This window comes from Sanguibacter sp. HDW7 (assembly GCF_011300875.1).
Lineage (GTDB): Bacteria > Actinomycetota > Actinomycetes > Actinomycetales > Cellulomonadaceae > Flavimobilis.
Window position 1 is genome coordinate 1,302,802 of sequence record NZ_CP049862.1, and the last position, 21,391, is coordinate 1,324,192.

The 21,391-nt window shown below is 72.8% G+C and carries 18 protein-coding genes; 14 read left to right on the forward strand and 4 right to left on the reverse strand.

What is annotated here, in order from left to right:
* Positions 1-20 precede the first annotated feature (20 nt).
* Both G7063_RS06105 and G7063_RS06110 read left to right on the forward strand, forming a co-directional pair.
* A complete protein-coding gene (locus G7063_RS06105; RefSeq protein WP_166413606.1) occupies positions 21-1,247 on the forward strand; it encodes a sensor histidine kinase in 1,227 nt (408 codons plus the stop codon).
* Positions 1,244-1,903, forward strand: coding sequence for a response regulator transcription factor (locus tag G7063_RS06110; RefSeq protein WP_206188221.1), 660 nt, complete (start codon positions 1,244-1,246; stop codon positions 1,901-1,903). The genes G7063_RS06105 and G7063_RS06110 overlap by 4 nt, the downstream gene beginning before the upstream one ends.
* A 22-nt stretch (positions 1,904-1,925) precedes the next feature.
* Here the strand turns inward: G7063_RS06110 and G7063_RS06115 are convergent, their stop codons facing one another.
* Positions 1,926-2,921, reverse strand: a complete 996-nt coding sequence (locus tag G7063_RS06115; RefSeq protein WP_166413607.1) for a DUF4439 domain-containing protein — start codon at positions 2,919-2,921, stop codon at positions 1,926-1,928.
* Positions 2,922-3,114: 193 nt separating this feature from the next.
* Between G7063_RS06115 and rimP the strand changes: the two genes are divergently transcribed.
* The 10 genes from rimP (at position 3,115) to G7063_RS06175 (ending at position 17,792) form a co-directional block, all read left to right on the forward strand.
* Positions 3,115-3,633: a ribosome maturation factor RimP gene (gene rimP, locus G7063_RS06120; RefSeq protein ID WP_166413608.1), complete on the forward strand. Its 519-nt coding sequence runs from the start codon at positions 3,115-3,117 to the stop codon at positions 3,631-3,633.
* A gap of 3 nt (positions 3,634-3,636) precedes the next feature.
* Positions 3,637-4,713: a transcription termination factor NusA gene (nusA, locus tag G7063_RS06125; RefSeq protein ID WP_166413609.1), complete on the forward strand. Its 1,077-nt coding sequence runs from the start codon at positions 3,637-3,639 to the stop codon at positions 4,711-4,713.
* A gap of 55 nt (positions 4,714-4,768) precedes the next feature.
* Positions 4,769-5,068, forward strand: a complete 300-nt coding sequence (locus tag G7063_RS06130) for a YlxR family protein (RefSeq protein ID WP_166413610.1) — start codon at positions 4,769-4,771, stop codon at positions 5,066-5,068.
* 139 nt (positions 5,069-5,207) lie between these two features.
* Positions 5,208-8,018 (forward strand): translation initiation factor IF-2, encoded by a 2,811-nt coding sequence (gene infB, locus G7063_RS06135; RefSeq protein ID WP_166413611.1) that lies wholly within the window; start codon positions 5,208-5,210, stop codon positions 8,016-8,018.
* A 99-nt stretch (positions 8,019-8,117) separates the two neighbouring features.
* Positions 8,118-8,558 (forward strand): 30S ribosome-binding factor RbfA, encoded by a 441-nt coding sequence (gene rbfA, locus G7063_RS06140; protein WP_166413612.1) that lies wholly within the window; start codon positions 8,118-8,120, stop codon positions 8,556-8,558.
* A gap of 146 nt (positions 8,559-8,704) precedes the next feature.
* Positions 8,705-10,663, forward strand: a complete 1,959-nt coding sequence (locus G7063_RS15500; RefSeq protein WP_206188222.1) for a bifunctional riboflavin kinase/FAD synthetase — start codon at positions 8,705-8,707, stop codon at positions 10,661-10,663.
* Positions 10,664-10,836: 173 nt separating this feature from the next.
* The gene (locus G7063_RS15440) at positions 10,837-13,593 is read left to right on the forward strand and encodes an N-acetylmuramoyl-L-alanine amidase (RefSeq protein ID WP_166413613.1); all 2,757 of its coding nucleotides are present in this window, start codon (positions 10,837-10,839) and stop codon (positions 13,591-13,593) included.
* A 168-nt stretch (positions 13,594-13,761) separates the two neighbouring features.
* Positions 13,762-14,031: a 30S ribosomal protein S15 gene (gene rpsO, locus G7063_RS06165; RefSeq protein ID WP_102508980.1), complete on the forward strand. Its 270-nt coding sequence runs from the start codon at positions 13,762-13,764 to the stop codon at positions 14,029-14,031.
* Positions 14,032-14,257: 226 nt separating this feature from the next.
* Positions 14,258-16,462 carry a polyribonucleotide nucleotidyltransferase gene (locus G7063_RS06170; protein WP_166413614.1) on the forward strand — a complete coding sequence of 735 codons (2,205 nt, stop codon included), beginning with the start codon at positions 14,258-14,260 and terminating at the stop codon, positions 16,460-16,462.
* Position 16,463: 1 nt separating this feature from the next.
* Positions 16,464-17,792, forward strand: a complete 1,329-nt coding sequence (locus tag G7063_RS06175; RefSeq protein ID WP_166413615.1) for a pitrilysin family protein — start codon at positions 16,464-16,466, stop codon at positions 17,790-17,792.
* Positions 17,793-17,878: 86 nt separating this feature from the next.
* On the opposite strand, the gene G7063_RS06180 is transcribed toward G7063_RS06175, so the two are convergent.
* Positions 17,879-18,784: a hypothetical protein gene (locus G7063_RS06180; protein WP_166413616.1), complete on the reverse strand. Its 906-nt coding sequence runs from the start codon at positions 18,782-18,784 to the stop codon at positions 17,879-17,881.
* Between the two features lie 83 nt (positions 18,785-18,867).
* Here G7063_RS06180 and dapB point away from each other — a divergent pair, with 83 nt between their 5' ends.
* Both dapB and G7063_RS06190 read left to right on the forward strand, forming a co-directional pair.
* The gene (dapB, locus tag G7063_RS06185) at positions 18,868-19,635 is read left to right on the forward strand and encodes a 4-hydroxy-tetrahydrodipicolinate reductase (protein WP_166413617.1); all 768 of its coding nucleotides are present in this window, start codon (positions 18,868-18,870) and stop codon (positions 19,633-19,635) included.
* Positions 19,636-19,646: 11 nt separating this feature from the next.
* A complete protein-coding gene (locus G7063_RS06190) occupies positions 19,647-20,096 on the forward strand; it encodes a hypothetical protein (protein WP_240916207.1) in 450 nt (149 codons plus the stop codon).
* 7 nt (positions 20,097-20,103) lie between these two features.
* On the opposite strand, the gene G7063_RS06195 is transcribed toward G7063_RS06190, so the two are convergent.
* The gene (locus G7063_RS06195) at positions 20,104-20,613 is read right to left on the reverse strand and encodes a GNAT family N-acetyltransferase (RefSeq protein ID WP_166413619.1); all 510 of its coding nucleotides are present in this window, start codon (positions 20,611-20,613) and stop codon (positions 20,104-20,106) included.
* Between the two features lie 82 nt (positions 20,614-20,695).
* Entirely contained in the window at positions 20,696-21,328 is a 633-nt protein-coding gene (locus G7063_RS06200) for a TIGR00645 family protein (protein WP_166413620.1), read from the reverse strand.
* Positions 21,329-21,391 lie beyond the last annotated feature (63 nt).

Here is a 21,391-nt window from a genome sequence, read left to right on the forward strand (position 1 = left end):
CCGCTCCGTAGGGTGGTGACGTGACAGGACCGACACGCGCGCGTGACGACGCGCCCGACGCGACGGCACCCGCGCCGCTGCGCAGGTCCGGCGGCAGGAACGTGGGTGGCCTGCTGCTCGCGGTCGCGGGCACGGGGGCCTACCTCATGCCGGGGATGTACGTGCTCACGCCGGGCTCGCCGCAGCTCTCCGGCGCGTGGTGGGTCGCCTACCTCGTGGGCCTCGTGCTGTTCGTCGTCCTGGCCTTCGCCGAGGACGAGCTGCGTGTCCCGGAGGTGTGGCTCGTCGGAGGGGTCGTCCTCGCCGCTGCCGTAGCGTTCCTCCTCGACCCGCGCGGAGGGGTCTCGGGAGTTCCGCTCTCCGTCGCGGCAGCCACCGTGGGGCTCTCCCTGGCGCGCCCTTGGGTCGTCGGGGTGTGCGTCGGGTACGTCGCGCTCATCGCGGTGGTCGCGCTGCGGTCCGAGGGTTCGCCGTCCTTCGCGTTCATCCTCACGACGATGTACGCGGGTCTCGTCGTCTTCGCGGCGGTGACGGGCTACTCGTCGGCGTCCGAGCGGCGCCTGCGGGAGCAGAACGCCGAGGCGCTCGCAGAGCTCACCGCCGCGCACGAGGAGCTGCGGGCAGCGCGCGACGATCTCGCGGAGGCGTCGCGCGCGGCCGAGCGGCTGCGGATCTCGCGCGAGCTGCACGACCTCGTCGGCCACCAGCTCGCGGGGCTCGCGGTGCACCTCGAGGTCGCCTCCCACCTCACCGACGGGCAGGCGGCGGTCCACGTCGAGGCGGCGCGCGGGGCTGCGAAGTCGCTTCTCGGCGACGTGCGCGCCGTCGTCGCGCGACTCCGGGACGACGAGCCGACGGATCTCGTCGCGGCGCTCGCGGCGGTTGCGGACGCCGTGCCGCACCCGCGCGTCGTCGTCGCGACGGAGGGCGTCGGGAACCTCGTGCCGGGCTGCGCGCACGTCGTGCTGCGCTGCGTCCAGGAGGGCGTGACGAATGCCGTGCGCCACGCGGGTGCCGGGCGCGTCGACGTCCTCGTACGTCGCTCGGGCGGAGAGGTGCTCGTCGAGGTGCATGACGACGGTCGCGGCGCCGACGGGGTCGTCGAGGGCAACGGACTGCGCGGCATGCGAGAGCGTGTCGACGCGCTCGGCGGGAACGTCGAGGTCGTCGCGGCCGCGGGCGTGGGGCTCGTCCTGCGTGTGCGTGTCCCGCTGGACGGCTGCGCCGAGACCCGGGACGTCGCGTGAGCGCGTCCGTGCGGGTCGTCCTCGCGGACGACCAGACGCTCGTCCGCGCGGGGCTCGCGGCGCTCCTCGGCCTTGCTGACGGCATCGAGGTCGTGGGGGAGGCGTCCGACGGGCGCGAGGCGCTCGAGGTCGTCGCAGCGCTGCGTCCCGACGTCCTCCTGCTCGACCTCCGCATGCCCGTGCTCGACGGGCTCGGCACGCTCGAGGCCCTCGCGCAGGCCGAGCACCGGCCTGCTGTGCTCGTCCTCACGACGTTCGACGACGACGACCTCGTCGTCGCGGCGCTGCGCGCCGGGGCGCGTGGCTACCTGCTCAAGGACGTGACGCTCGACGAGGTCGTCGAGGCGGTCCGGACGCTCGCACGCGGCGAGCGGCTCGTGCAGCCCGCGGTGACGGCCCGGGTGCTCGACCGCCTCGCGGCCGCGCCGCTCGCCGAGCACGTCCCGGCGGGTCCGGCCGTCACCATGACGCCGCGGGAGAGCGAGGTGCTGCGGCTGCTCGCCGCGGGCTGGTCGAACCGGGAGATCGCTCGTGGCCTCCACCTCGCCGAGGGCACGGTGAAGAACCACGTCTCGGCGATCATGCTCAAGCTCGGCGTGCGGGACCGGACGCGGGCCGTCGTGCGCGCGCTCGACCTCGGGCTCGTCGGGCGTTGAGCCGGCGTGTTCCTGCGGGGCGTCAGCCCTTCGCGGTGGCGAGCTCCGGCATACCGGGTAAAGGGACGCGCGCGGCGCCCCACGTGAGCGCGGCCGACCACGTGTCGGCGGCGAGGTCGATCATCGCGGCGCGCGTCGCGGCCGGGACGACGGCGACGAGCGTGACGAGGTCGGTCGTGAGAGCTGCCTCGGCCGAACCGACGAGCGCGGTGTCGGGCTCGGCCGCGGTGATGCCGTCGGGCAGGTCGTATGCGACGCGCCGCGGGTCCTCGGGCGTGCCGGCGAGCCCGGCAGCCCTGGCCCAGGCGTCGGCGCGCGAGCGGTGGGTCGCGGCGCGGGCGAGCGCCGCAGAGCGCTGCGGGTCCGTGAGGCGGGACGCGAGGACCTCGAGCATGTAGCCGGCGGAGTCCTCGGCGACGACGAGCGCCGTAAGGTCGGCAGCCGGCACGCCCTCGAGGGCGGTCGGCACGGGCGCGACGGCGGGGAGCTCGGTCTCCGGCGCCTCGACGTCGGCCGCGGCGGCGAGCGCGCGCGAGGCGACGAGGTGCGCGATGCTCATCGACCCCGTGAGACGTGCGAAGCCGGGGTCCTCCGAGGTCTCGAGCCCGGCACGGGCGCGCGAGGCGGCCTGCCCGAGGAGCTCGACGACGGCCGCCGGGTCGTCGCCCGCGGCCGTGCCGGTCGGCAGGGGAGCGGGCGAGCCGTCGGCCGCGACGAGGCCCGAGTCGTAGACGCCGCCGAGCTGGACCTCCTGCACGTCGGCGGCGCGCACGACCTCCTCGAGGATCTTCGCGGTGCGGTCCTTCGCACCGGCGGCCGCGGCGCGTGCGGTCGCACGGACGTCGAGGACGTCCGTGACGGCCGCGCGACGGGCGGCCTCGACCGCGGTGAGCGACGGTTCGCTCGGCGGCGGGGTCTCGAGCCGGACCCCGCAGCCCGCCAGGGCGAGCGCGAGCGCGACGAGGGCCGTGGCGCGGGCGGCGCGGCGCACGGGAGCAGGGCGGGAAGGCGTGTCCATCGGAGCCGATCATGCCACGCGGACGGCCCTGTCCCGGGCCTCGCTCGCCGTGCGGCGTGAGGCACGTCGCACGTTCCGCCAGGGTGAGGACCGCGACCAGGGCCCGCTCACCCGATAGGCTGTGGGCTGCGCGCACAACATCACACCGGTCGTTCGTCAGGTGCGGGTGCGCCTGGATCGACAGGAGACTCCCATGGCACCTCAGCACGAGGACCTCGCCGCGGCCGTGACCGCGGCGATCGCCGACGCCGTCGCGTCCGCCGACCTCTTCCTCGAGGACGTGACGATCACGGGTCCTGCGACGCGCAGCGTCGTGCGCGTGACGGTGGACCTGCGCGACGACGAGGTCGGCTCGCTGCCGCTCGAGCGCGTCGCCGAGGTCTCGCGCGCCGTCTCGGACGCGCTCGATGCGTCGGACGTCCTGCCGCACGCCTACCAGCTCGAGGTGTCGTCGCCCGGCGCGACGCGCACGCTCACCGAGGCGCGGCACTTCCGCCGCGCCCGCACCCGGCTCGTCCGCGTCGAGACGCGCGACGGGGCCGAGGTCACCGGCCGCCTCACGGACGTCGAGGACGACGCGCTCGTCCTTGACGACGAGGCCGGCACCACCCACCGCCTGCCGCTCGCCGACGTGCGTCGCGGTCGTGTCGAGCTCGAGATGCGTCGCATCGACGAGGTCGACCTGGGCGACGACGACGACGTGGAGGACTGATCGATGGACATCGACATGACCGCGCTGCGGCTGCTCGAGAGCGAGCGGGAGATCCCGCTCGACGTGCTCGTCTCCGCGATCGAGGAGGCCCTGCGCTCCGCCTACCTGCGCACCCCCGACGCATACGCGCACGCGCGCGTCGAGGTCGACCGCCGCTCGGGCCGCGTCACGGTCCTCGCACGCGAGGAGATCGTCACGCAGGTCCCGGTCGAGGCCGACCCGGAGGACCCGGACGCCGAGCCGACGACGCGCACGCTGCGCGAGCTCGGACCTGAGTTCGACCACACGCCCTCGGGCTTCGGCCGCGTCGCGACCGCGACCGCGCGCCAGGTCATCGTCCAGCGTCTGCGCGATGCGGAGGACGACCAGGTGCTCGGGCAGTTCCGCGACAAGGAGGGCGAGCTCCTCGGTGGCATCATCCAGCAGGGCCGCGACCCGCGTGTCGTGCTCGTCGACGTCGGCGGCACGGAGGCCGTGCTGCCGCAGCACGAGCAGGTTGCGACGGAGCGCTACGTCCACGGCGAGCGGCTGCGCTCGTTCGTCGTCGAGGTGACGCGCGGCCTCAAGGGCGCGCAGATCGTCCTGTCGCGCACGCACCCGGGGCTCGTGCGACGGCTCTTCGAGATGGAGGTGCCCGAGGTTGCCGACGGCACCGTCGAGATCGTCGCGATCGCCCGTGAGTCGGGTCACCGCACGAAGATCGCGGTCCGCTCGACGGTTCCGGGCGTCAACGCCAAGGGCGCCTGCATCGGCCCCATGGGCCAGCGCGTGCGCGCCGTCATGGCCGAGCTCCACGGCGAGAAGATCGACATCGTCGACTGGGCCGAGGACCCGGCGCGGTTCGTCGCGAACGCGCTGTCGCCCTCGAAGGTCACGTCGGTCGAGGTCGTCGACCTCGCGGCTCGTGCCGCGCGCGTCGTCGTGCCGGACTACCAGCTTTCGCTCGCGATCGGCAAGGAGGGGCAGAACGCCCGTCTCGCCGCGAAGCTCACGGGTTGGCGCATCGACATCCGCTCCGACGGGGTCGTCGACGCGGGCACCGAGGGCGCGCCTGCCGACGCCGACGGCGAGGGGCGCTAGACTGGACGACGTGCGATCACGCGCCGTGCCTGACGCACCCCCTTCGACGGACCACATGACCTCGTCCCCGCGCGCCCTCGAGGCGCCCGTGGCGGGCCCGGTCCGGACGTGCGTGGGGTGCCGACGGAAGGACGCGCGTGACGCGCTCGTCCGCCTCGTCGTGGACGACGCCTCGCCCGGCGCGACCCCCAGGGTCGTCGTCGACGAGCGTCGGTCCCTCCCGGGGCGGGGAGCGTGGGTCCACCCGGACCCTCGTTGCCACGAGCTCGCCGACAGACGGCGGGCAGTGGTGCGTGCGCTGCGGATCACCTCTGCGGTCGAGCACGCGTGGCAGGACAACGCTGGACGCGCGTGACCACCAGGTCGCGCTCGGTCAGGACTTCACCAAGGAAAGCGGGTCAGAGGCCGATGGGCACCCGATGAGTACTCAGCGATGAGCCCCCAGCACTAAGTAGGTCCCTCCCTGTCCGGGGCGGGACCCAGACAGGAGAGAAGTGGCAAAGATCCGCGTGTACGAGCTCGCCAAGGAGCTCGGTGTGGAGAGCAAGGAGCTCATGACGAAGCTCAACGACATGGGTGAGTTCGTCAGGTCGGCGTCGTCGACCATCGAAGCACCCGTCGTTCGTCGTCTGCGCGACGCGCTCCCGGCAAAGGCCCCCGAGGCCGCTGCCGAGGCGCCCGCGAAGCGTCCTGCGGCGCCCAAGGCGCCCGCGAAGGCCGCCCCGGCACCCGAGGCGCCCGCGCCCGTCGCCGAGGCACCTGCGGCGCCCGCGCCCGCCGCCCCGGCGGCACCGACCCCCGCACCTGCAGCTCCGGCCCCGTCCGCCCCTGCGGCCGCGGCCCCGGCCGCGCCGCGTCCCGGCGCGCCCCGTCCCGGCCCCGCGTCCGAGCGTCCCGCTCGCGGTCCGCGCCCGGGCAACAACCCGTTCGCGCCCAGCCAGGGGATGCCCCGTGGCGAGCGCTCCGGCGGTCCCCGCCCGGGCAACAACCCGTTCGCGCCCAGCCAGGGCATGCCCCGTCCCGGTGCGCGTCCGGCTCCTGCGGCGTCCGACGCTGCCGCGACGGGCGAGCGCTCCGGCGGTCCCCGTCCCGGCGGTCCCCGTCCGGGCGCCCCGCGTCCGGGTGGTCCCCGTCCTAACCCCGGCATGATGCCCGGCAAGACGCAGCTCGGTCGTCCGGGCGCGGGTGCCGGCGCAGGTGCGGGTGGCGGACGTCCCGGTGGCGGCGGCGGTCGCGGCGGCTACGGCGGTGGCGGCGGCGGTGCAGCTCGTCCCGGCGGCGGTGGCCCCGGTGCTGGTGGCGGCGGCGGCTTCGCCGGTCGTCCCGGCGGCGGTGGCGGCGGTCGTCCCGGTGGTGCCGGTCGTGGCAGCACGCAGGGTGCCTTCGGGCGCGCCGGCGGCCGCCCCGTGCGCGGACGGAAGTCGAAGCGCGCGAAGCGGCAGGAGTTCGAGCAGATGCAGGCGCCGTCGCTCGGCGGCGTGCAGGTCCCCCGTGGGGACGGCTCGACGATCGTCCGCCTGCGTCACGGCTCGTCGCTCAACGACTTCGCCGACAAGATCGACGCGAACCCCGCCTCGCTCGTCACGGTGCTCTTCCACCTCGGTGAGATGGCGACCGCGACGCAGTCGCTCGACGAGGACACCTTCGGGTCGCTCGGCGCCGAGCTCGGCTACGTCATCGAGATGGTCTCGGCCGAGGAGGAGGACCGCGAGCTGCTCGAGGCCTTCGACATCGACCTTGACGCCGAGCTCGAGGGCGAGTCCGACGAGGACCTGCTCCCGCGTCCTCCGGTCGTCACCGTCATGGGCCACGTCGACCACGGCAAGACGCGTCTTCTCGACGCGATCCGCCGGACCGACGTCGTCTCGGGCGAGGCCGGCGGCATCACGCAGCACATCGGTGCCTACCAGGTGCGTCGTGAGCACGAGGGCATCGACCGTGCGCTGACGTTCATCGACACCCCGGGTCACGAGGCCTTCACGGCCATGCGTGCCCGTGGTGCCGAGGTCACCGACATCGCGATCCTCGTGGTCGCGGCCGACGACGGCGTCATGCCGCAGACGGTCGAGGCGCTCAACCACGCCCAGGCCGCCGGTGTCCCGATCGTCGTCGCGGTCAACAAGATCGACAAGGAGTCCGCGAACCCCGCGAAGATCCGTCAGCAGCTCACCGAGTACAACCTGGTGGCTGAGGAGTACGGCGGCGACACGATGTTCGTCGACGTCTCCGCGCGTCAGGGTCTGCACATCGACGAGCTCATCGAGGCGGTCCTCCTCACGGCGGACGCCGCGCTCGACATGCGTGCGAACCCCAACAAGGACGCGCGCGGTGTCGCGATCGAGGCGAACCTCGACAAGGGCCGCGGTGCGGTCGCGACGGTCCTCGTCCAGCAGGGCACGCTCCGCGTCGGCGACGCGATCGTCGCGGGCACGGCCTACGGCCGTGTGCGTGCGATGTTCGACGAGCACGGCAACACCGTCGACGAGGCGACCCCGTCGCGTCCGGTCCAGGTGCTCGGTCTCACGTCGGTGCCGCGCGCTGGCGACAACTTCCTCGTGGCGTCGGACGACCGCACGGCCCGCCAGATCGCTGAGAAGCGTTCGGCGGCCGAGCGTGCGGCGACCCTCGCGAAGCGTCGCAAGCGCATCAGCCTCGAGGACTTCACGAAGGCCCTCGAGCTCGGCAAGGTCGAGACGCTCAACCTCGTCATCAAGGGTGACGTCTCCGGTGCGGTCGAGGCCCTCGAGGACTCGCTGCTCAAGATCGACGTCGGCGAAGAGGTCCAGCTGCGTGTCATCCACCGCGGTGTCGGTGCGATCACGCAGAACGACGTCAACCTCGCGACGGTCGACAACGCCGTCATCATCGGCTTCAACGTCCGCACCGCGGAGCGTGTCGCCGAGATGGCGGACCGCGAGGGTGTCGACATCAAGTTCTACTCGGTGATCTACCAGGCGATCGACGACGTCGAGGCGGCCATGAAGGGCCTCCTCAAGCCGGAGTACGAGGAGGTGCAGCTGGGCTCCGCGGAGATTCGCGAGGTCTTCCGCTCCTCGAAGTTCGGCAACATCGCCGGTTCGATCGTCCGGTCGGGCATCATCCGTCGCAACACCAAGGCGCGCGTCCTGCGTGGCGGCGTCGTCATCGGCGACAACCTCTCGATCGAGTCGCTCAAGCGGTTCAAGGACGACGCGACCGAGGTCCGCGAGGGCTACGAGTGCGGTATCGGACTCGGGTCGTTCAACGACCTCCAGGCCGAGGACGTCATCGAGACGTGGGAGATGCGCGAGAAGCCTCGCGCGTGATTCCGGGCCGGAGCGCCGGTGCCCTCGTGGCACCGGTGCTCCGGCGCCCCCGGGATCCAGGACCTCGACCGTCGACGACGGTCGTGAAGGGAGACGCACATGTCTGACAGCCCCCGCGCACGCAAGGTGGCCGACCGCATCAAGGAGGTCGTCGCGCGCATGCTCGACACGCGGATCAAGGATCCGCGTCTCGGCTTCGTGACGATCACCGACGTGCGTGTCACCGGTGACCTGCAGTCCGCCTCGATCTTCTACACGGTCCTCGGTGACGAGGACGCCCGGACGGGTTCCGCCGCTGCTCTGAAGAGCGCGACGGGCATCATCCGTTCCGAGGTCGGCAAGCAGCTCGGGACGCGGCTCACGCCGACGATCGAGTTCCACCTCGACGCGGTCCCGGAGACCGCGGCCCACCTCGAGGCCGCGCTCGACGAGGCGCGTCGTCGTGACGCCGAGCTCGAGCAGTCGCGCCGTGGCGCGACCTTTGCCGGTGAGGCCGACCCGTACCGCCGTCCTGAGGACGACGAGGACGACGAGGCCTGAGCCTCGCACGACCACCCGCAGGGCCCGGAGCGCATGCTCCGGGCCCTGCGGCCGTCTCGGGGGTCGTGACGGCGTGCCGTCCATCACGTGGCGCAGGCCCGTGCGGGCGGGGGTGGGGCCGACGCTCGCTGATACCGTTGGCCGACGTGACCCCCCGTGCTCCTCGCCGCCCTGACACCCGTGCCTGGCCCCCCGCGCCGGACGGCGTCGTCGTCGTCGACAAGCCGGCCGGCATGACGAGCCACGACGTCGTCGCGAAGGTCCGCTGGCTCGCGCGGACGCGCAAGGTCGGTCACGCGGGGACGCTCGACCCCATGGCGACGGGCGTCCTCGTCCTCGGGGTCGGGCGCGCGACGCGCGCCCTCACGTACCTCGTGGGAGCGGACAAGGAGTACGTGACGACGATCCGGCTCGGCCGGTCGACGTCGACGGACGACGCGCAGGGCGACGTCGTGACGACCTCCGACGCAGGCCACGTGACTGCCGACGCGCTGCTCGAGGTCGCTGCGGGCCTCACTGGCGAGATCCTCCAGGTGCCGAGCACGGTCTCAGCGATCAAGGTCGACGGCCGGCGTGCGTACGACCTCGCGCGGGCCGGGGAGGACGTCGAGCTCGAGGCGCGACCGGTGACCGTCGCGCGGTTCGAGCTCGGGGAGCCGCGCCGGGTCGAGGTCGACGGCGTGACGATGCTCGACGTCGACGCGACGGTCGAGTGCTCGTCCGGCACGTACGTGCGTGCGCTCGCGCGGGATCTCGGCGCGGCGCTCGGCGTGGGTGCGCACCTCACGGCGCTGCGGCGCACGCGCGTGGGCGGCGTGCGGATCGAGGACGCGCACTCGCTCGACGCCCTGGTGGCCCGGGCGGAGCTCGAGCACCTCCCGGTGCCCGTCGTCGGCGCGGCCGACGCGCTGGCCGGGACGATGCCGAGGCACACGCTCACCGCGGAGGACGCTCTCGCGGTGGTCCACGGCCGGCGTCTCGCGCGAGGTACGACGACGGCGTCGACCGTTGCGGGCGTCGACGGCGCCGGCAGGCTCGTCGCGGTGCTCGAGCGTTCGGGGGCGTGGCTCAAGCCGGTGACCGTCTTCATGACGCCCGACGAGGTGACGCCCGAGGACGTGCCCGTCGACGACGGCAGGGCTCGCGTGTGGCGCTCGCTCGCGGAGGTCCCGACGGACCTCGGCCCGACGGTCGTGACGATCGGCAACTTCGACGGCGTGCACCTCGGGCACCAGGAGGTGCTCGGTGTCGTCGTCGAGCGTGCCCGGGCCCGTGGCGCTGCCGCGGTCGCGGTGACGTTCACGCCGCACCCGCGGGCGGTGCACCTGCCCGAGGAGCCCCTGCGCCTCGTGACGAGCCCGTCCCAGCGGCGCGAGCTGCTCGGCGCGACGGGTCTCGACGGTGTCCTCGAGCTCGACTACACGCTCGAGCTCGCGGCGCAGTCGCCGCGGGAGTTCGTCGAGTCCTGCTTCGTGCGCGGGCTCGGGGCGTCGGCCGTCGTCGTCGGTCGCGACGTGCGTCTGGGCGCGGGCAACTCCGGCAACCTTGAGACGCTCGCCGCGCTCGGGGCCGAGCACGGCTTCGACGTCGTCACGGTCGAGGACCTCGGCGTCGGCGGCGGGCGCTGGTCGTCGACCGCGGCCCGGCGCCTGCTGGACGACGGCGACGTGACCCGGGCGGCGCGGATCCTCGGCCGGCACCACCGGCTGCGGGCCGAGGTCGTCCACGGCGATGCCCGGGGCCGCACGATCGGCTTCCCGACGGCGAACCTCTCCCAGGACGTCGAGGGGCTCGTGCCTGCGGACGGCGTGTACGCCGGCTGGATGCTCCGCGCCGGGGGAGGTCCGGAGGCCGTTCTGCCCGCCGCCGTCTCGATCGGTACGAACCCGACGTTCGACGGGACCCAGCGCCGTGTCGAGGCGTACGTGCTCGACCGCACGGATCTTGATCTCTACGGCGAGGTCGTCGAGCTCGAACTCGTCCGGCACCTGCGCCCGACGCTGCGTTTCACGTCCGTCGAGGAGCTCGTCACGCAGATGGACGCGGACGTCGAGCAGGTGCGCGAGGTGCTCGCGGCCGACGATCGCCCCGCCGCGCGTCGCTGACCTGCGTCGTCGTCGCGGCCAGCAGTGGACCGGCACGGTGACGGTGCTCGTGCCCGTCGCGCAGCGTGTCTCGAGGGACGCCTGTGGCCTGTGAGAATCCCCGCCGCCTTGTTATCGTTCGTCGCGGGTCGGTCGTCAACGCCGACCGACGCCGACTGATCAGGGGAACTCGCATGCGCAGGCTCGTCTCGGCTGCGACCGTCGCCGCTCTGACCGTGGCGGGCCTCGCGCTTCCGGTCGTCTCGATGCCCGTCGCCGTCGCGACACCCGTGACGCCCGAGCTCGCGAGCGTCGCGATCGAGGGGGTCGACGCGCGCGCCGCGGCCCAGCCGGGCGCGCTCGACGCACCGCCCGAGGGCCTCGTGGACGCGGCGACCGAGCATGCCGTCGCGGTCGAGGACGCGCTCGCACCCACTCCTGTCGTCGAGGCCGAGGAGCTCGCGCCGCTCAGCGACGCGAGCGACCCTGACCTGGCGGCGCTCACGCCGCTCACGCGCACAGGGACCTTCACCGCGGCCGGTGTCACGTGGGACGCGTCGTCGGGCGAGGAGATCCTCGAGATCACGGTGCGCATCCGCGAGGGCGGTGAGTGGAGCGAGTGGGTCGCGCTGCCGGTGAGCGAGGCGCTCGCGACGTCCGACCGCGCGGGCACCGAGCCCCTCGTCTCAGCGGGCGCCGACGGCGTCCAGGCACGCGTCCGCACTGCCTCGGGACGCGAGCCGGCAGGGCTGCGCATCGACCTCGTCGACGCAGGCAGCTCGCGCGCGGATGCCGCCGTCGGTACGACGGGCGCGCTCGCGACGGCCTCGGCCGCGACAGGTGCGGTGCTGCGACCGAAGGTCGTCACGCGCGCCGAGTGGGGTGCCGACGAGAAGCTCCGCAGCTCGTGGGGCCCGCAGGACCAGTCGGCGAGCCTCGCGGCGATGTACGTCCACCACACGGTCAACCGCAACGACTATGCGCAGAAGGACGCGGCGAAGCTCGTCCGCAGCGTGTACGCCTACCACACGCAGTCGATGAAGTGGCCGGACATCGGCTACCAGTTCCTCGTCGACCGCTTCGGGACCCTCTACGAGGGCCGCTACGGTGCGATCGACACGCTGCCGATCGGTGCGCAGGCCGGTGGTTATAACACGACGACGATCGGCATCTCCGCGATCGGCAACTTCGAGAACGCCGACAACCTCCCCGTGGGCAAGCCCAACGGCAAGGTCGACGGACCCTCGGCGGCCATGCTCGAGTCGATCGCACAGCTCCTCGCGTGGAAGGCGTACGAGCACGGGCTCGACCCGCGCGGAACCGCGCGGCTCTACACCGGCACGAGCACCAAGAGCGGTGTCCACGCCAAGCCCGGCGAGACGATCACTGTCAACGTCATCCAGGGGCACCGCGACACGAACATCACGGCGTGCCCCGGCAAGACGCTCTACGCCAAGCTCGGCAGCATCCGTGACCGCGTCGACGCGCTCGTCGACGCGGCGCTCGCACAGCACGGCCCTGCGCAGCCCGTCCTGCCCGCGCCCGTGCCCGACGCGCACACGACCCAGCAGAGCCCCGCACAGCTGACGACTCAGCAGGTCTACACGTGGCAGCCCGTCGTGGGCGCGGTCGGCTACGAGCTCCTCGAGCGCCCGGCGTCGCACGGCGCCGCGTTCGCCGACGCTCGTGGCTGGCGCACGATCGCGACCGTGACGAACCCGAGGGCGACGCTCACCGTGAGCCCCGGCGTCAACCGTCTCGTCGTCGTGCGGGCGATCGCGGCCTCGGGGGAGCGTGGCGCGATGGTCGACCTCGTCCGCGCGACCCGTCCGGTCGCGCAGTCCTCGCTCGCGTTCTCGCCGAGCTGGAAGGCGCAGACCGCGAACGGTGCTGTCGACGGCGCGCTGCGCGCGACGACCGGCAAGGGCGCCACGGTCAAGGTGACCTCGGTGCGTGGCGCGCGCCGGATCGTCCTCGTCGGCGAGGAGGGCCCCGGCAACGGTCGTGCGAGCGTCGCCGTCGGCTCGACCGTGCTCGGAGAGGTCAGCTGGGACGCGCCGACAGTCGCGCCCGCGGCCGTCCGCGTCGTCGACGTTCCGAAGGCCGTCTCCGGGACCGTCACGGTGCGGACGCTCGACAGCGCGTCGCGCGTCGCGCTCACGTCGCTCGCGTTCCCGCGCTGGGCGACGACCGGCGACCCGGTCTCGTCCCCGCCCGGAGGCGGCGGCACGCAGAGCCCGACCCCCGCCCCGACGCCCGTCCCGACCCCCGCCCCGACGCCCGTCCCGACGCCGCTCCCGGCCGCACCCGCCAAGCCGACGCTCCGGGCGCCCGGCGCCACGGTCGCGCCGGTCCGTCTCGTGGCCGACTCGACGCTGCGCTGGAACGCGGCGGCCCGCGCGACGAGCTATGAGGTCCTCGTCCGCTCCGCCGCGCACGGCGCCAAGCTCGGTGCATGGCGCGTCGCCAAGCGCACGACGTCCCGTTCCTACACGCTGCGCCTGGGCTACGGACGCACCGCCGAGGTCGCGGTCGTCGCGGTGGGCAAGAGTGGTCGCTCGGCGCGGGCGTCGTTCCCCCTCATCACGAGGCACGTCGCGCCGAGCTCGGTGCAGCGGTCGACGGGGAAGGTCGGCTGGTCGACGGTCCGTGACACGCGCTACCTGCGCGGGGTGGCCTGGTCGACCAAGGCGAAGAGCGCGCGCCTGCGCGTGACGAGGTCCAAGGACGTCCGGACGATCCAGGTGACCGCGGCGAGCGGACGTGGCTACGGACGCGTCGCGGTCTACACGGGCACCAAGCGGGTCGCGACGTTCTCGACGTCGTCGAGCAGGACGAAGCACCTCGTGCGGTACACGGTGAGGCTCCCGAAGAAGTTCTCGGGGACCGTCACGGTCAAGACGCTCGACCGGAAGACGGTGCGGATCAGCGCCGTGACGACCGCCCGCTGAGCCGGGCGCTGCGCGGCCCGCGGCCTGCGTCCTGGGTGGTGTGCGTCACCACGGGCCGGCCCTGCCGTGCTGGTAGGCTTGACCTCGCCGTTCGAACGGCCGCGGACAGAGAGTGCCCGGAGGATCAGCCCCGGCGCGCCGCGCAACGAGCAGAACACTAGGAGAATCGTGCCCCTCGACAAGGCCACCAAGCAGTCCATCATGTCCGAGTACGCGACCCACGAGGGCGACACCGGTTCCCCCGAGGTCCAGATCGCGATGCTCACGCAGCGCATCAAGGACCTCACGGAGCACCTCAAGGAGCACAAGCACGACCACCACAGCCGTCGTGGCCTGCTCCTCCTCGTCGGCCAGCGTCGCCGCCTCCTCGGCTACCTCCAGAAGGTCGACATCGCGCGCTACCGCAGCCTCATCGAGCGCCTCGGCCTGCGCCGCTGACACTTCCCGAGCCAGCCCGGACCCCATGGGTCCGGGCTGGCTCGGTGTCACCACCTGCACCACCCGCACCACCCGTGACGGCCGTCCGGCCGTCGCACCCACCCGCACCACCCGCCCCGACCGCCTCGTCCGGTCCTCGGTAGTGGCCCCCGACACCGCACCAGCGTTGCGTGGGCCTCGATCGAAGACCGTGGGGTCGCGGGGCCGAACGAGAGGAGGGCACCCCATGGAGGGTCCCGAGATCCAGTTCGCCGAGGCCGTGATCGACAACGGTCGCTTCGGCACCCGCACCGTCCGCTTCGAGACGGGCCGCCTGGCCAAGCAGGCCGCCGGCGCCGTCGTCGCCTACCTCGACGGCGACACCATGCTCCTGTCGGCAACGACGGCCGGCAAGTACCCGAAGGACCACTTCGACTTCTTCCCCCTGACGATCGACGTCGAGGAGCGCCAGTACGCCGCGGGCAAGATCCCCGGCTCGTTCTTCCGTCGTGAGGGCCGCCCCTCGACCGAGGCCATCCTCGCGTGCCGTCTCGTCGACCGCCCGCTGCGCCCGCTCTTCGTCAAGGGCCTGCGCAACGAGGTCCAGGTCGTCCTCACCGTCATGGCGATCCACCCGGACGACTCGTACGACACGCTCGCGATCAACGCCGCCTCGGCGTCGACGCAGCTCTCCGGCCTGCCGTTCTCGGGCCCCGTCGCCGGTGTGCGCATCGCGCTCATCGACGGCCAGTGGGTCGCGTTCCCGCGCTACTCCGAGCGTGAGCGCGCGACCTTCGACATGGTCGTCGCCGGCCGCGTCGTCGGTGACGACGTCGCGATCGCGATGATCGAGGCCGAGGCCCCCGAGGCGTCGTGGAACCTCATCCACGACGAGGGCGCCGTCGCGCCGACCGAGGAGGTCGTCGCCCAGGGTCTCGAGGCGTCGAAGCCCTTCATCAAGGCGCTCGTCGAGGCTCAGGTCGCGCTCGCGCAGGCCGCGGCCAAGGAGACCCAGGTCTTCCCGACGTTCCCCGACTACCAGGCCGACGCGTTCGCGGCCGTCGAGGCCGCGGCGACCGCCGCCCTCGGGGACGCTCTCTCGATCGCGGACAAGCAGGACCGCGAGAACCGCCTCGACGAGATCAAGGCTGAGATCGTCGCGCAGCTCTCGGGCGACTTCGAGGGTCGCGAGAAGGAGCTCTCGGCGGCGTACCGCTCGCTGCAGAAGCAGCTCATCCGCCAGCGCATCCTCACGGACGGCTTCCGCATCGACGGCCGTGGCCTGCGGGACATCCGCACGCTCTCGGCCGAGGTCGAGGTCCTCCCGCGCGTCCACGGCTCGGCGCTCTTCGAGCGTGGCGAGACGCAGATCCTCGGTGTGACGACGCTCAACATGCTCCGCATGGAGCAGCAGCTCGACACGCTCGCCCCCGAGACGCGCAAGCGCTACATGCACCACTACAACTTCCCGCCCTACTCGACCGGCGAGACCGGCCGCGTGGGCTCGCCCAAGCGCCGCGAGATCGGCCACGGCGCGCTCGCCGAGCGCGCGATCGTGCCCGTGCTCCCGGGCCGCGAGGACTTCCCCTACGCGATCCGCCAGGTGTCCGAGGCTCTCGGCTCCAACGGCTCGACGTCGATGGGCTCCGTCTGCGCCGCGACCCTGTCGCTGCTCAACGCCGGTGTCCCGCTGCGCGCGCCCGTCGCGGGCATCGCCATGGGCCTCGTCTCCGACACCGTGAACGGCGAGACCCGCTACGCGGCGCTCACCGACATCCTCGGTGCCGAGGACGCGTTCGGCGACATGGACTTCAAGGTCGCCGGCACGCGCAAGTTCGTCACGGCCATCCAGCTCGACACGAAGCTCGACGGCATCCCCGCCGAGGTTCTCGCCGGTGCGCTCACGCAGGCGAAGGAGGCTCGCCTCGCGATCCTCGACGTCATCGACGAGGCCATCGACGTGCCGGACGAGATGTCGCCGTTCGCCCCGCGCGTCATCACCGTGAAGGTCCCCGTCGACAAGATCGGCGAGGTCATCGGCCCGAAGGGCAAGATGATCAACCAGATCCAGGACGAGACCGGCGCGGACATCTCGATCGAGGACGACGGCACCGTGTACATCGGTGCCACCGACGGCCCGTCCGCCGAGGCCGCGCGCGCGGCGATCAACGCGATCGCCAACCCGCACGTCCCCGAGATCGGTGAGCGCTTCGTCGGCACCGTCGTCAAGACGACGACGTTCGGCGCGTTCGTCTCGCTGTCGCCCGGCAAGGACGGTCTGCTGCACATCAGCCAGATCCGTCGCCTCGTCGGCGGCAAGCGTGTCGAGAACGTCGAGGACGTCCTTGCGATCGGCCAGAAGGTCCAGGTCGAGATCGGCGAGATCGACCCGCGCGGCAAGCTGTCGCTCCACGCGGTCGTCGAGGACGAGGGCGCCGGGGACGACGCCTGACGTGAGCTGGAACCTTCCTCTCACCCGTGCGGGTGAGCCGGGGAGCGAGCTGACCGCCGGGCAGGACGGCACCGTCATTCGACGGTCCGTCCTGCCCGGCGGTATTCGCGTCCTCACCGAGTCCATGCCGGGCCAGCGCTCGGCAAGCATTGGCATGTGGGTCGGCGTCGGCTCCCGTGACGAGACGTCGGGCCACTTCGGCTCGACGCACTTCCTCGAGCACCTGCTCTTCAAGGGCACCGAGCGCCGAGACGCGATGGCGATCGCCGAGTCCTTCGACGCCGTGGGGGGCGAGGCCAACGCCGCGACCGCCAAGGAGAGCACCTGCTACTACGCACGGGTGCTCGACCAGGACCTGCCCATGGCGGTCGACGTCATCATGGACATGATGACGTCGGCGCGGCTCGAGGAGGGCGAGCTCGAGACCGAGCGCGGCGTCATCCTCGAAGAGCTCGCCATGAACGACGACGACCCGACCGACGTCGTCCACGAGGAGTTCTCCAAGGCGGTCCTCGGCGACACGCCGCTCGGACGCCCGATCGGTGGTACGCCCCAGGCGATCCGCGACGTCCCGCGGGACGCCGTGTGGGAGCACTACCGGTGGCACTACCGTCCCGAGACGCTCGTCGTGACGGCGGCAGGAAGCGTCGACCACGACGACCTCTGCCGACAGGTCTCCGAGGCGGCCGTCGCCGGCGGCTGGACGCTCGACGCCGGTGCGGCGCCGCGTCCGCGACGCGGCGACGACCTGGGTGACGTGGTGCTCCCCGCCGGGGTCGCGCAGGTCGAGATCTCGCGTCCCGTCGAGCAGGCGAACGTCGTGCTCGGCACGGTCGGTCTCAAGGCGTCCGACGAGCGTCGGTACGTCATGACGGTGCTCAACGCGACGCTCGGCGGCGGCATGTCGTCGCGTCTCTTCCAGGAGATCCGCGAGAAGCGCGGCCTTGCCTACTCGACGTACTCGTTCGCGTCCGGCTACGCCGGCGCGGGCGTCTTCGGCCTCTACGCAGGCTGTGCGCCGTCGCGGGTCGACGAGGTGACGGCTCTGCTCGTCGCCGAGCTCGAGAAGCTCGCTGACAGCGGTATCACGGAGGCCGAGCTCCGCAGGTCGCAGGGCCAGCTCCGCGGCGGGCTCGTCCTCGGGCTCGAGGACTCGGGCTCGCGCATGACGCGTCTCGGCAAGTCCGAGCTCACGTACGGTGAGCTGCTCTCGGTCGACGAGGCGCTCGAGCGTGTCGGGGCCGTGACGCTCGCGGACGTCCAGTCGCTCGCGCAGGAGCTTGCGTCACGCCCGCGCACGACGGTCCGCGTCGGTCCCTTCGGGAGCTGACCCGCACTCTTCGCGCAGCTCCCAGGATCAGGGGCGGCGGCTGCCCTGTGGCAGCCTCCGCCCCTGATCTCTATGTCCGGGCGGGGTCAGGCGGTGTCGCCAGTGAGGGGTGCGGGAGCGCGGTCGAGGCGCGCCGCGAAGATCATCGCCGCGCCTGCGGCGACGATGAGGAGCGCGGCGAGGACGGCCGACCCGTCCCAGCCGTTCGACACTGAGTGGTTGACGACACCGAAGGTGTAGAGCACCTTGTCGAGCGGTCCTGAGACCGAGGTACCCCAGCGCGTGGGTGAGCCGACGTGGAACGCGGTCGCGACGAGGAGCGCTACCGACCAGCGCATGTCGGCCCCGCTTCGCGCGGCGCGGCTGACGGTGGCGACGACGCCAAGGACGAGCGGCCACGGCTCGAGGCGGAGCCGCGTGAGGTGGAGATCGCCCAGCGTCGTGCTGAGGACCGCCTCGCCGTCGGGCAGGACGAGGAAGAGCGCGCGGATCCCGAGGAGGACGACCAGCCCGCCGGCGATCGTCAGCCAGACGGTACGTGTCGTGGGCGACGCTCTCACGGGCGCGACCTGGACGGACGCTCGCGATGCGGCGAACGCCGTGCCGATGACCGTCGCGGATGCAAGGAGGGCGACGAGGTAGCCGTCGGGTCCGGTGGCGGGGTCCGGGACGACCTGGCCGAGAGCCGTGTAGACGGCGAGCGTGTCGTGACGCAACGTCACCGCGGGCACGAGGGTCCCGGCGATGACGAGCGCGACGACGGTTCCGAGCGCGAGGGAGCGCACCACGCCGCGCGGCGTCCTCACGAGGAGGACGACGAGCAGCGATGCGACAAGGACGGCAGGGCCGTGGCCGAGGGTCGGGATCGGGTCGCCGGCCTGGCGGGCGAGGAGAGCCACGGTGGTGACGGCGAGCGTGCCGACGAGGACGACTAGTGCTGTGGCGGACACCCGTGTGGCGACTGGTTCGCGCGTGAAGTCGGGAAGGCTCATGCTCGTGTGTCGACAGCCGCCATGTCCGGCTTGAGCCCTGGGACGCGCACGCCCGCGCCGCGCAGGACGTCTAGGGTGGTCCCGTGACTTCAACGATCAAGGTGGCGGTGCTCGGTGCCGCGGGACGCATGGGGACCAACGTCTGCGTGGCTGTTGAGGCGGCGCCAGACCTCGAGCTCGTCGCTCGGCTCGACGCTGGCGACGACATCGCCGGCGGGCTCGCGGCGAGCGGCGCGGACGTCGTCGTCGACTTCACGATCCCCGCGGTGACGGAGGCCAACGTGCACGCCGCGATCGACGCGGGCGTCCACGTCGTCGTCGGCACGACCGGCTGGGACGACGCGTCCCGGGGGCGCGTGACGGAGCACCTCGCGCGCAGGGCGGCGGAGGGCACGGGGGTGGGCGTGCTCATCGCCCCGAACTTCGGGCTGTCCGCGGTCCTCGCCATGACGTTCGCCGCGAAGGCGGCGCGCTACTTCGAGTCGGTCGAGGTCGTCGAGCTCCACCACCCCGACAAGGTCGACGCCCCGAGCGGCACCGCGCGCCACACGGCGCACGCGATCGCCGCCGCTCGCGCGGAGGCGGGCTTCGCGCCGAGCCCTGACGCGACCGAGGACGGCTGGGAGGCGCGCGGCATGGATGTCGAGGGCGTCCGTGTGCACGCGGTGCGTCTGCGCGGGCTCGTCGCGCACGAGGAGATCCTCCTCGGCAACGTCGGCGAGCAGCTGACGATCCGTCAGGACTCCTTCGACCGGGTCTCGTTCATGCCGGGCGTGCTCCTGGGCGTCCGTGAGATCGGCTCACGGCCGGGCCTCACGGTCGGCCTCGAGAACGTCCTCGACCTCTCCTGACCGTGGGCAAGGTGCGTCGCGGGCTCGTGCCCGCACTCGCGGTGACGGTGCTCCTCGGGATCTACGCGTGGGCGATCGCGGGGCGCGGCGTCGCGCTTCTCCGCACGGGTGAGCCGATCGGCATCGCGCTCGGCGTCGGCGTGCTCGCGATCCCGCTGCTCGTCATCTCTCTCATATGGCGCGAGTGGTCGCTCGCCGCGCACGTGCAGCGCATGGCTGACGAGCTCGCGGCCGCGGACGAGCTGCCGGTCGACGACCTCCCGCGCTCGCCCGGCGGCCGCATCGACCGCGCCGCGGCCGACGAGGCGTTCGCCGAGGTGAAGGCCCGGGCCGAGGCCGCCCCTGAGGACTGGCGTGCCTGGTACCACCTCGCGTTCGCGTACGACGCGTCGGGGGACCGGCGCCGCGCCCGCGCGATGCTCCGTGACGCGGCACGGCTGCACGGGCGGTCGCAGGGCTGAGGGGCGGTCAGAGCGTCGCGCTCCAGCGGCTCTCGACGACCTCGCGCCCGCCGACGTCGAGCGTCCGACGTCGGCCGTCGTGCGCCATGCCCGCGCCTTCGAGGAAGTGCGCGCGGCCGTCGTCGCCCGCGAGCACCCATGCCGAGACCTCCTCGGCTCCGTCCTGGCGCAGCCGGTCGACGGCTGCGGACAGCAGGCGTGAGCCGTGGCCCTTGCGACGTTCGTCGGGCGCGACCTCGAAGCCGGCGATCGCGCCGGGGGAGAGTGCGATGTAGCCGACGACCCGCGGGCCGGCGCACGCGACGAGCACGGCGAAGCCGGGGCCGGGCGGCGTGCCGACGGCCGTCGCCCACTGCGTGCGGAAGCCGTCGAGGTCGAGACGGTCGAGGACGTCGGCGCCGAGCGCCTCGGCGTGCGTCGCGCGCCACGCGGCGATCTGGAGGTCGGCCATCGCGACCTCGTCGCCCGGGACAGCCGGGCGGACGGAGACGTCCGCGGTCGGGGAGAACAGGCTCATGGGTCCAGTCTCTCCCGACCGCGGACGTCCCGCTGACAGTCCCGCTGCGAGCGGGTGCCTGCGAGCTGCTGCGTGCGGCGCGTCAGTGGGCCGCGGCGGCGTTGGCGGCGCGCTGGTGCGCCGTGAGCGACATGCGGTCGATCCATGCGAGCGCGAGCGCCGAGACGACGAACGCGAGGTGGATGACGGTCTGCCAGAGCATGATCTCGCCCGTGATGCGGCCGGAGCTCGACTCGATGAACGTCCGTAGGAGGTGGACGGACGAGATGCCGATGATCGACATCGCGAGCTTCGTCTTGAGGACGTTGGCGTTGACGTGGCTGAGCCACTCGGGCTGGTCGGGGTGCCCGTCGAGGCGCATGCGGGACACGAAGGTCTCGTACCCGCCGACGATCACCATGATGAGGAGGTTGGAGATCATGACGACGTCGACGAGCCCGAGCACGGCGAGCATGATCTCCTCGGCGCCGAACGCGTGCTCGACGACCGCGTGGGTCACGGGGTCCTCGGTCGTGTGGACGCCCGTGAACCCGCCGACGAGCAGGTGCCAGAGCTCCTTGAGGAACTGCCACACGTAGACGACCTGCGCGATGATGAGGCCGAGGTAGAGCGGGGCCTGCAGCCAGCGGGAGGCGAAGATCATCGCGCCGAGCGACGAGCTGTAGCGCGGGCCGGCGAGGGTCGGGTCGGGCGTGGGGGTGCTGAGCTCGCTCATGGCGGCCTTCCGGTCGTCAGTCGTGGGGGCCTCAGGCTAGGTGCACCTTCGTCGCGGGGCGAC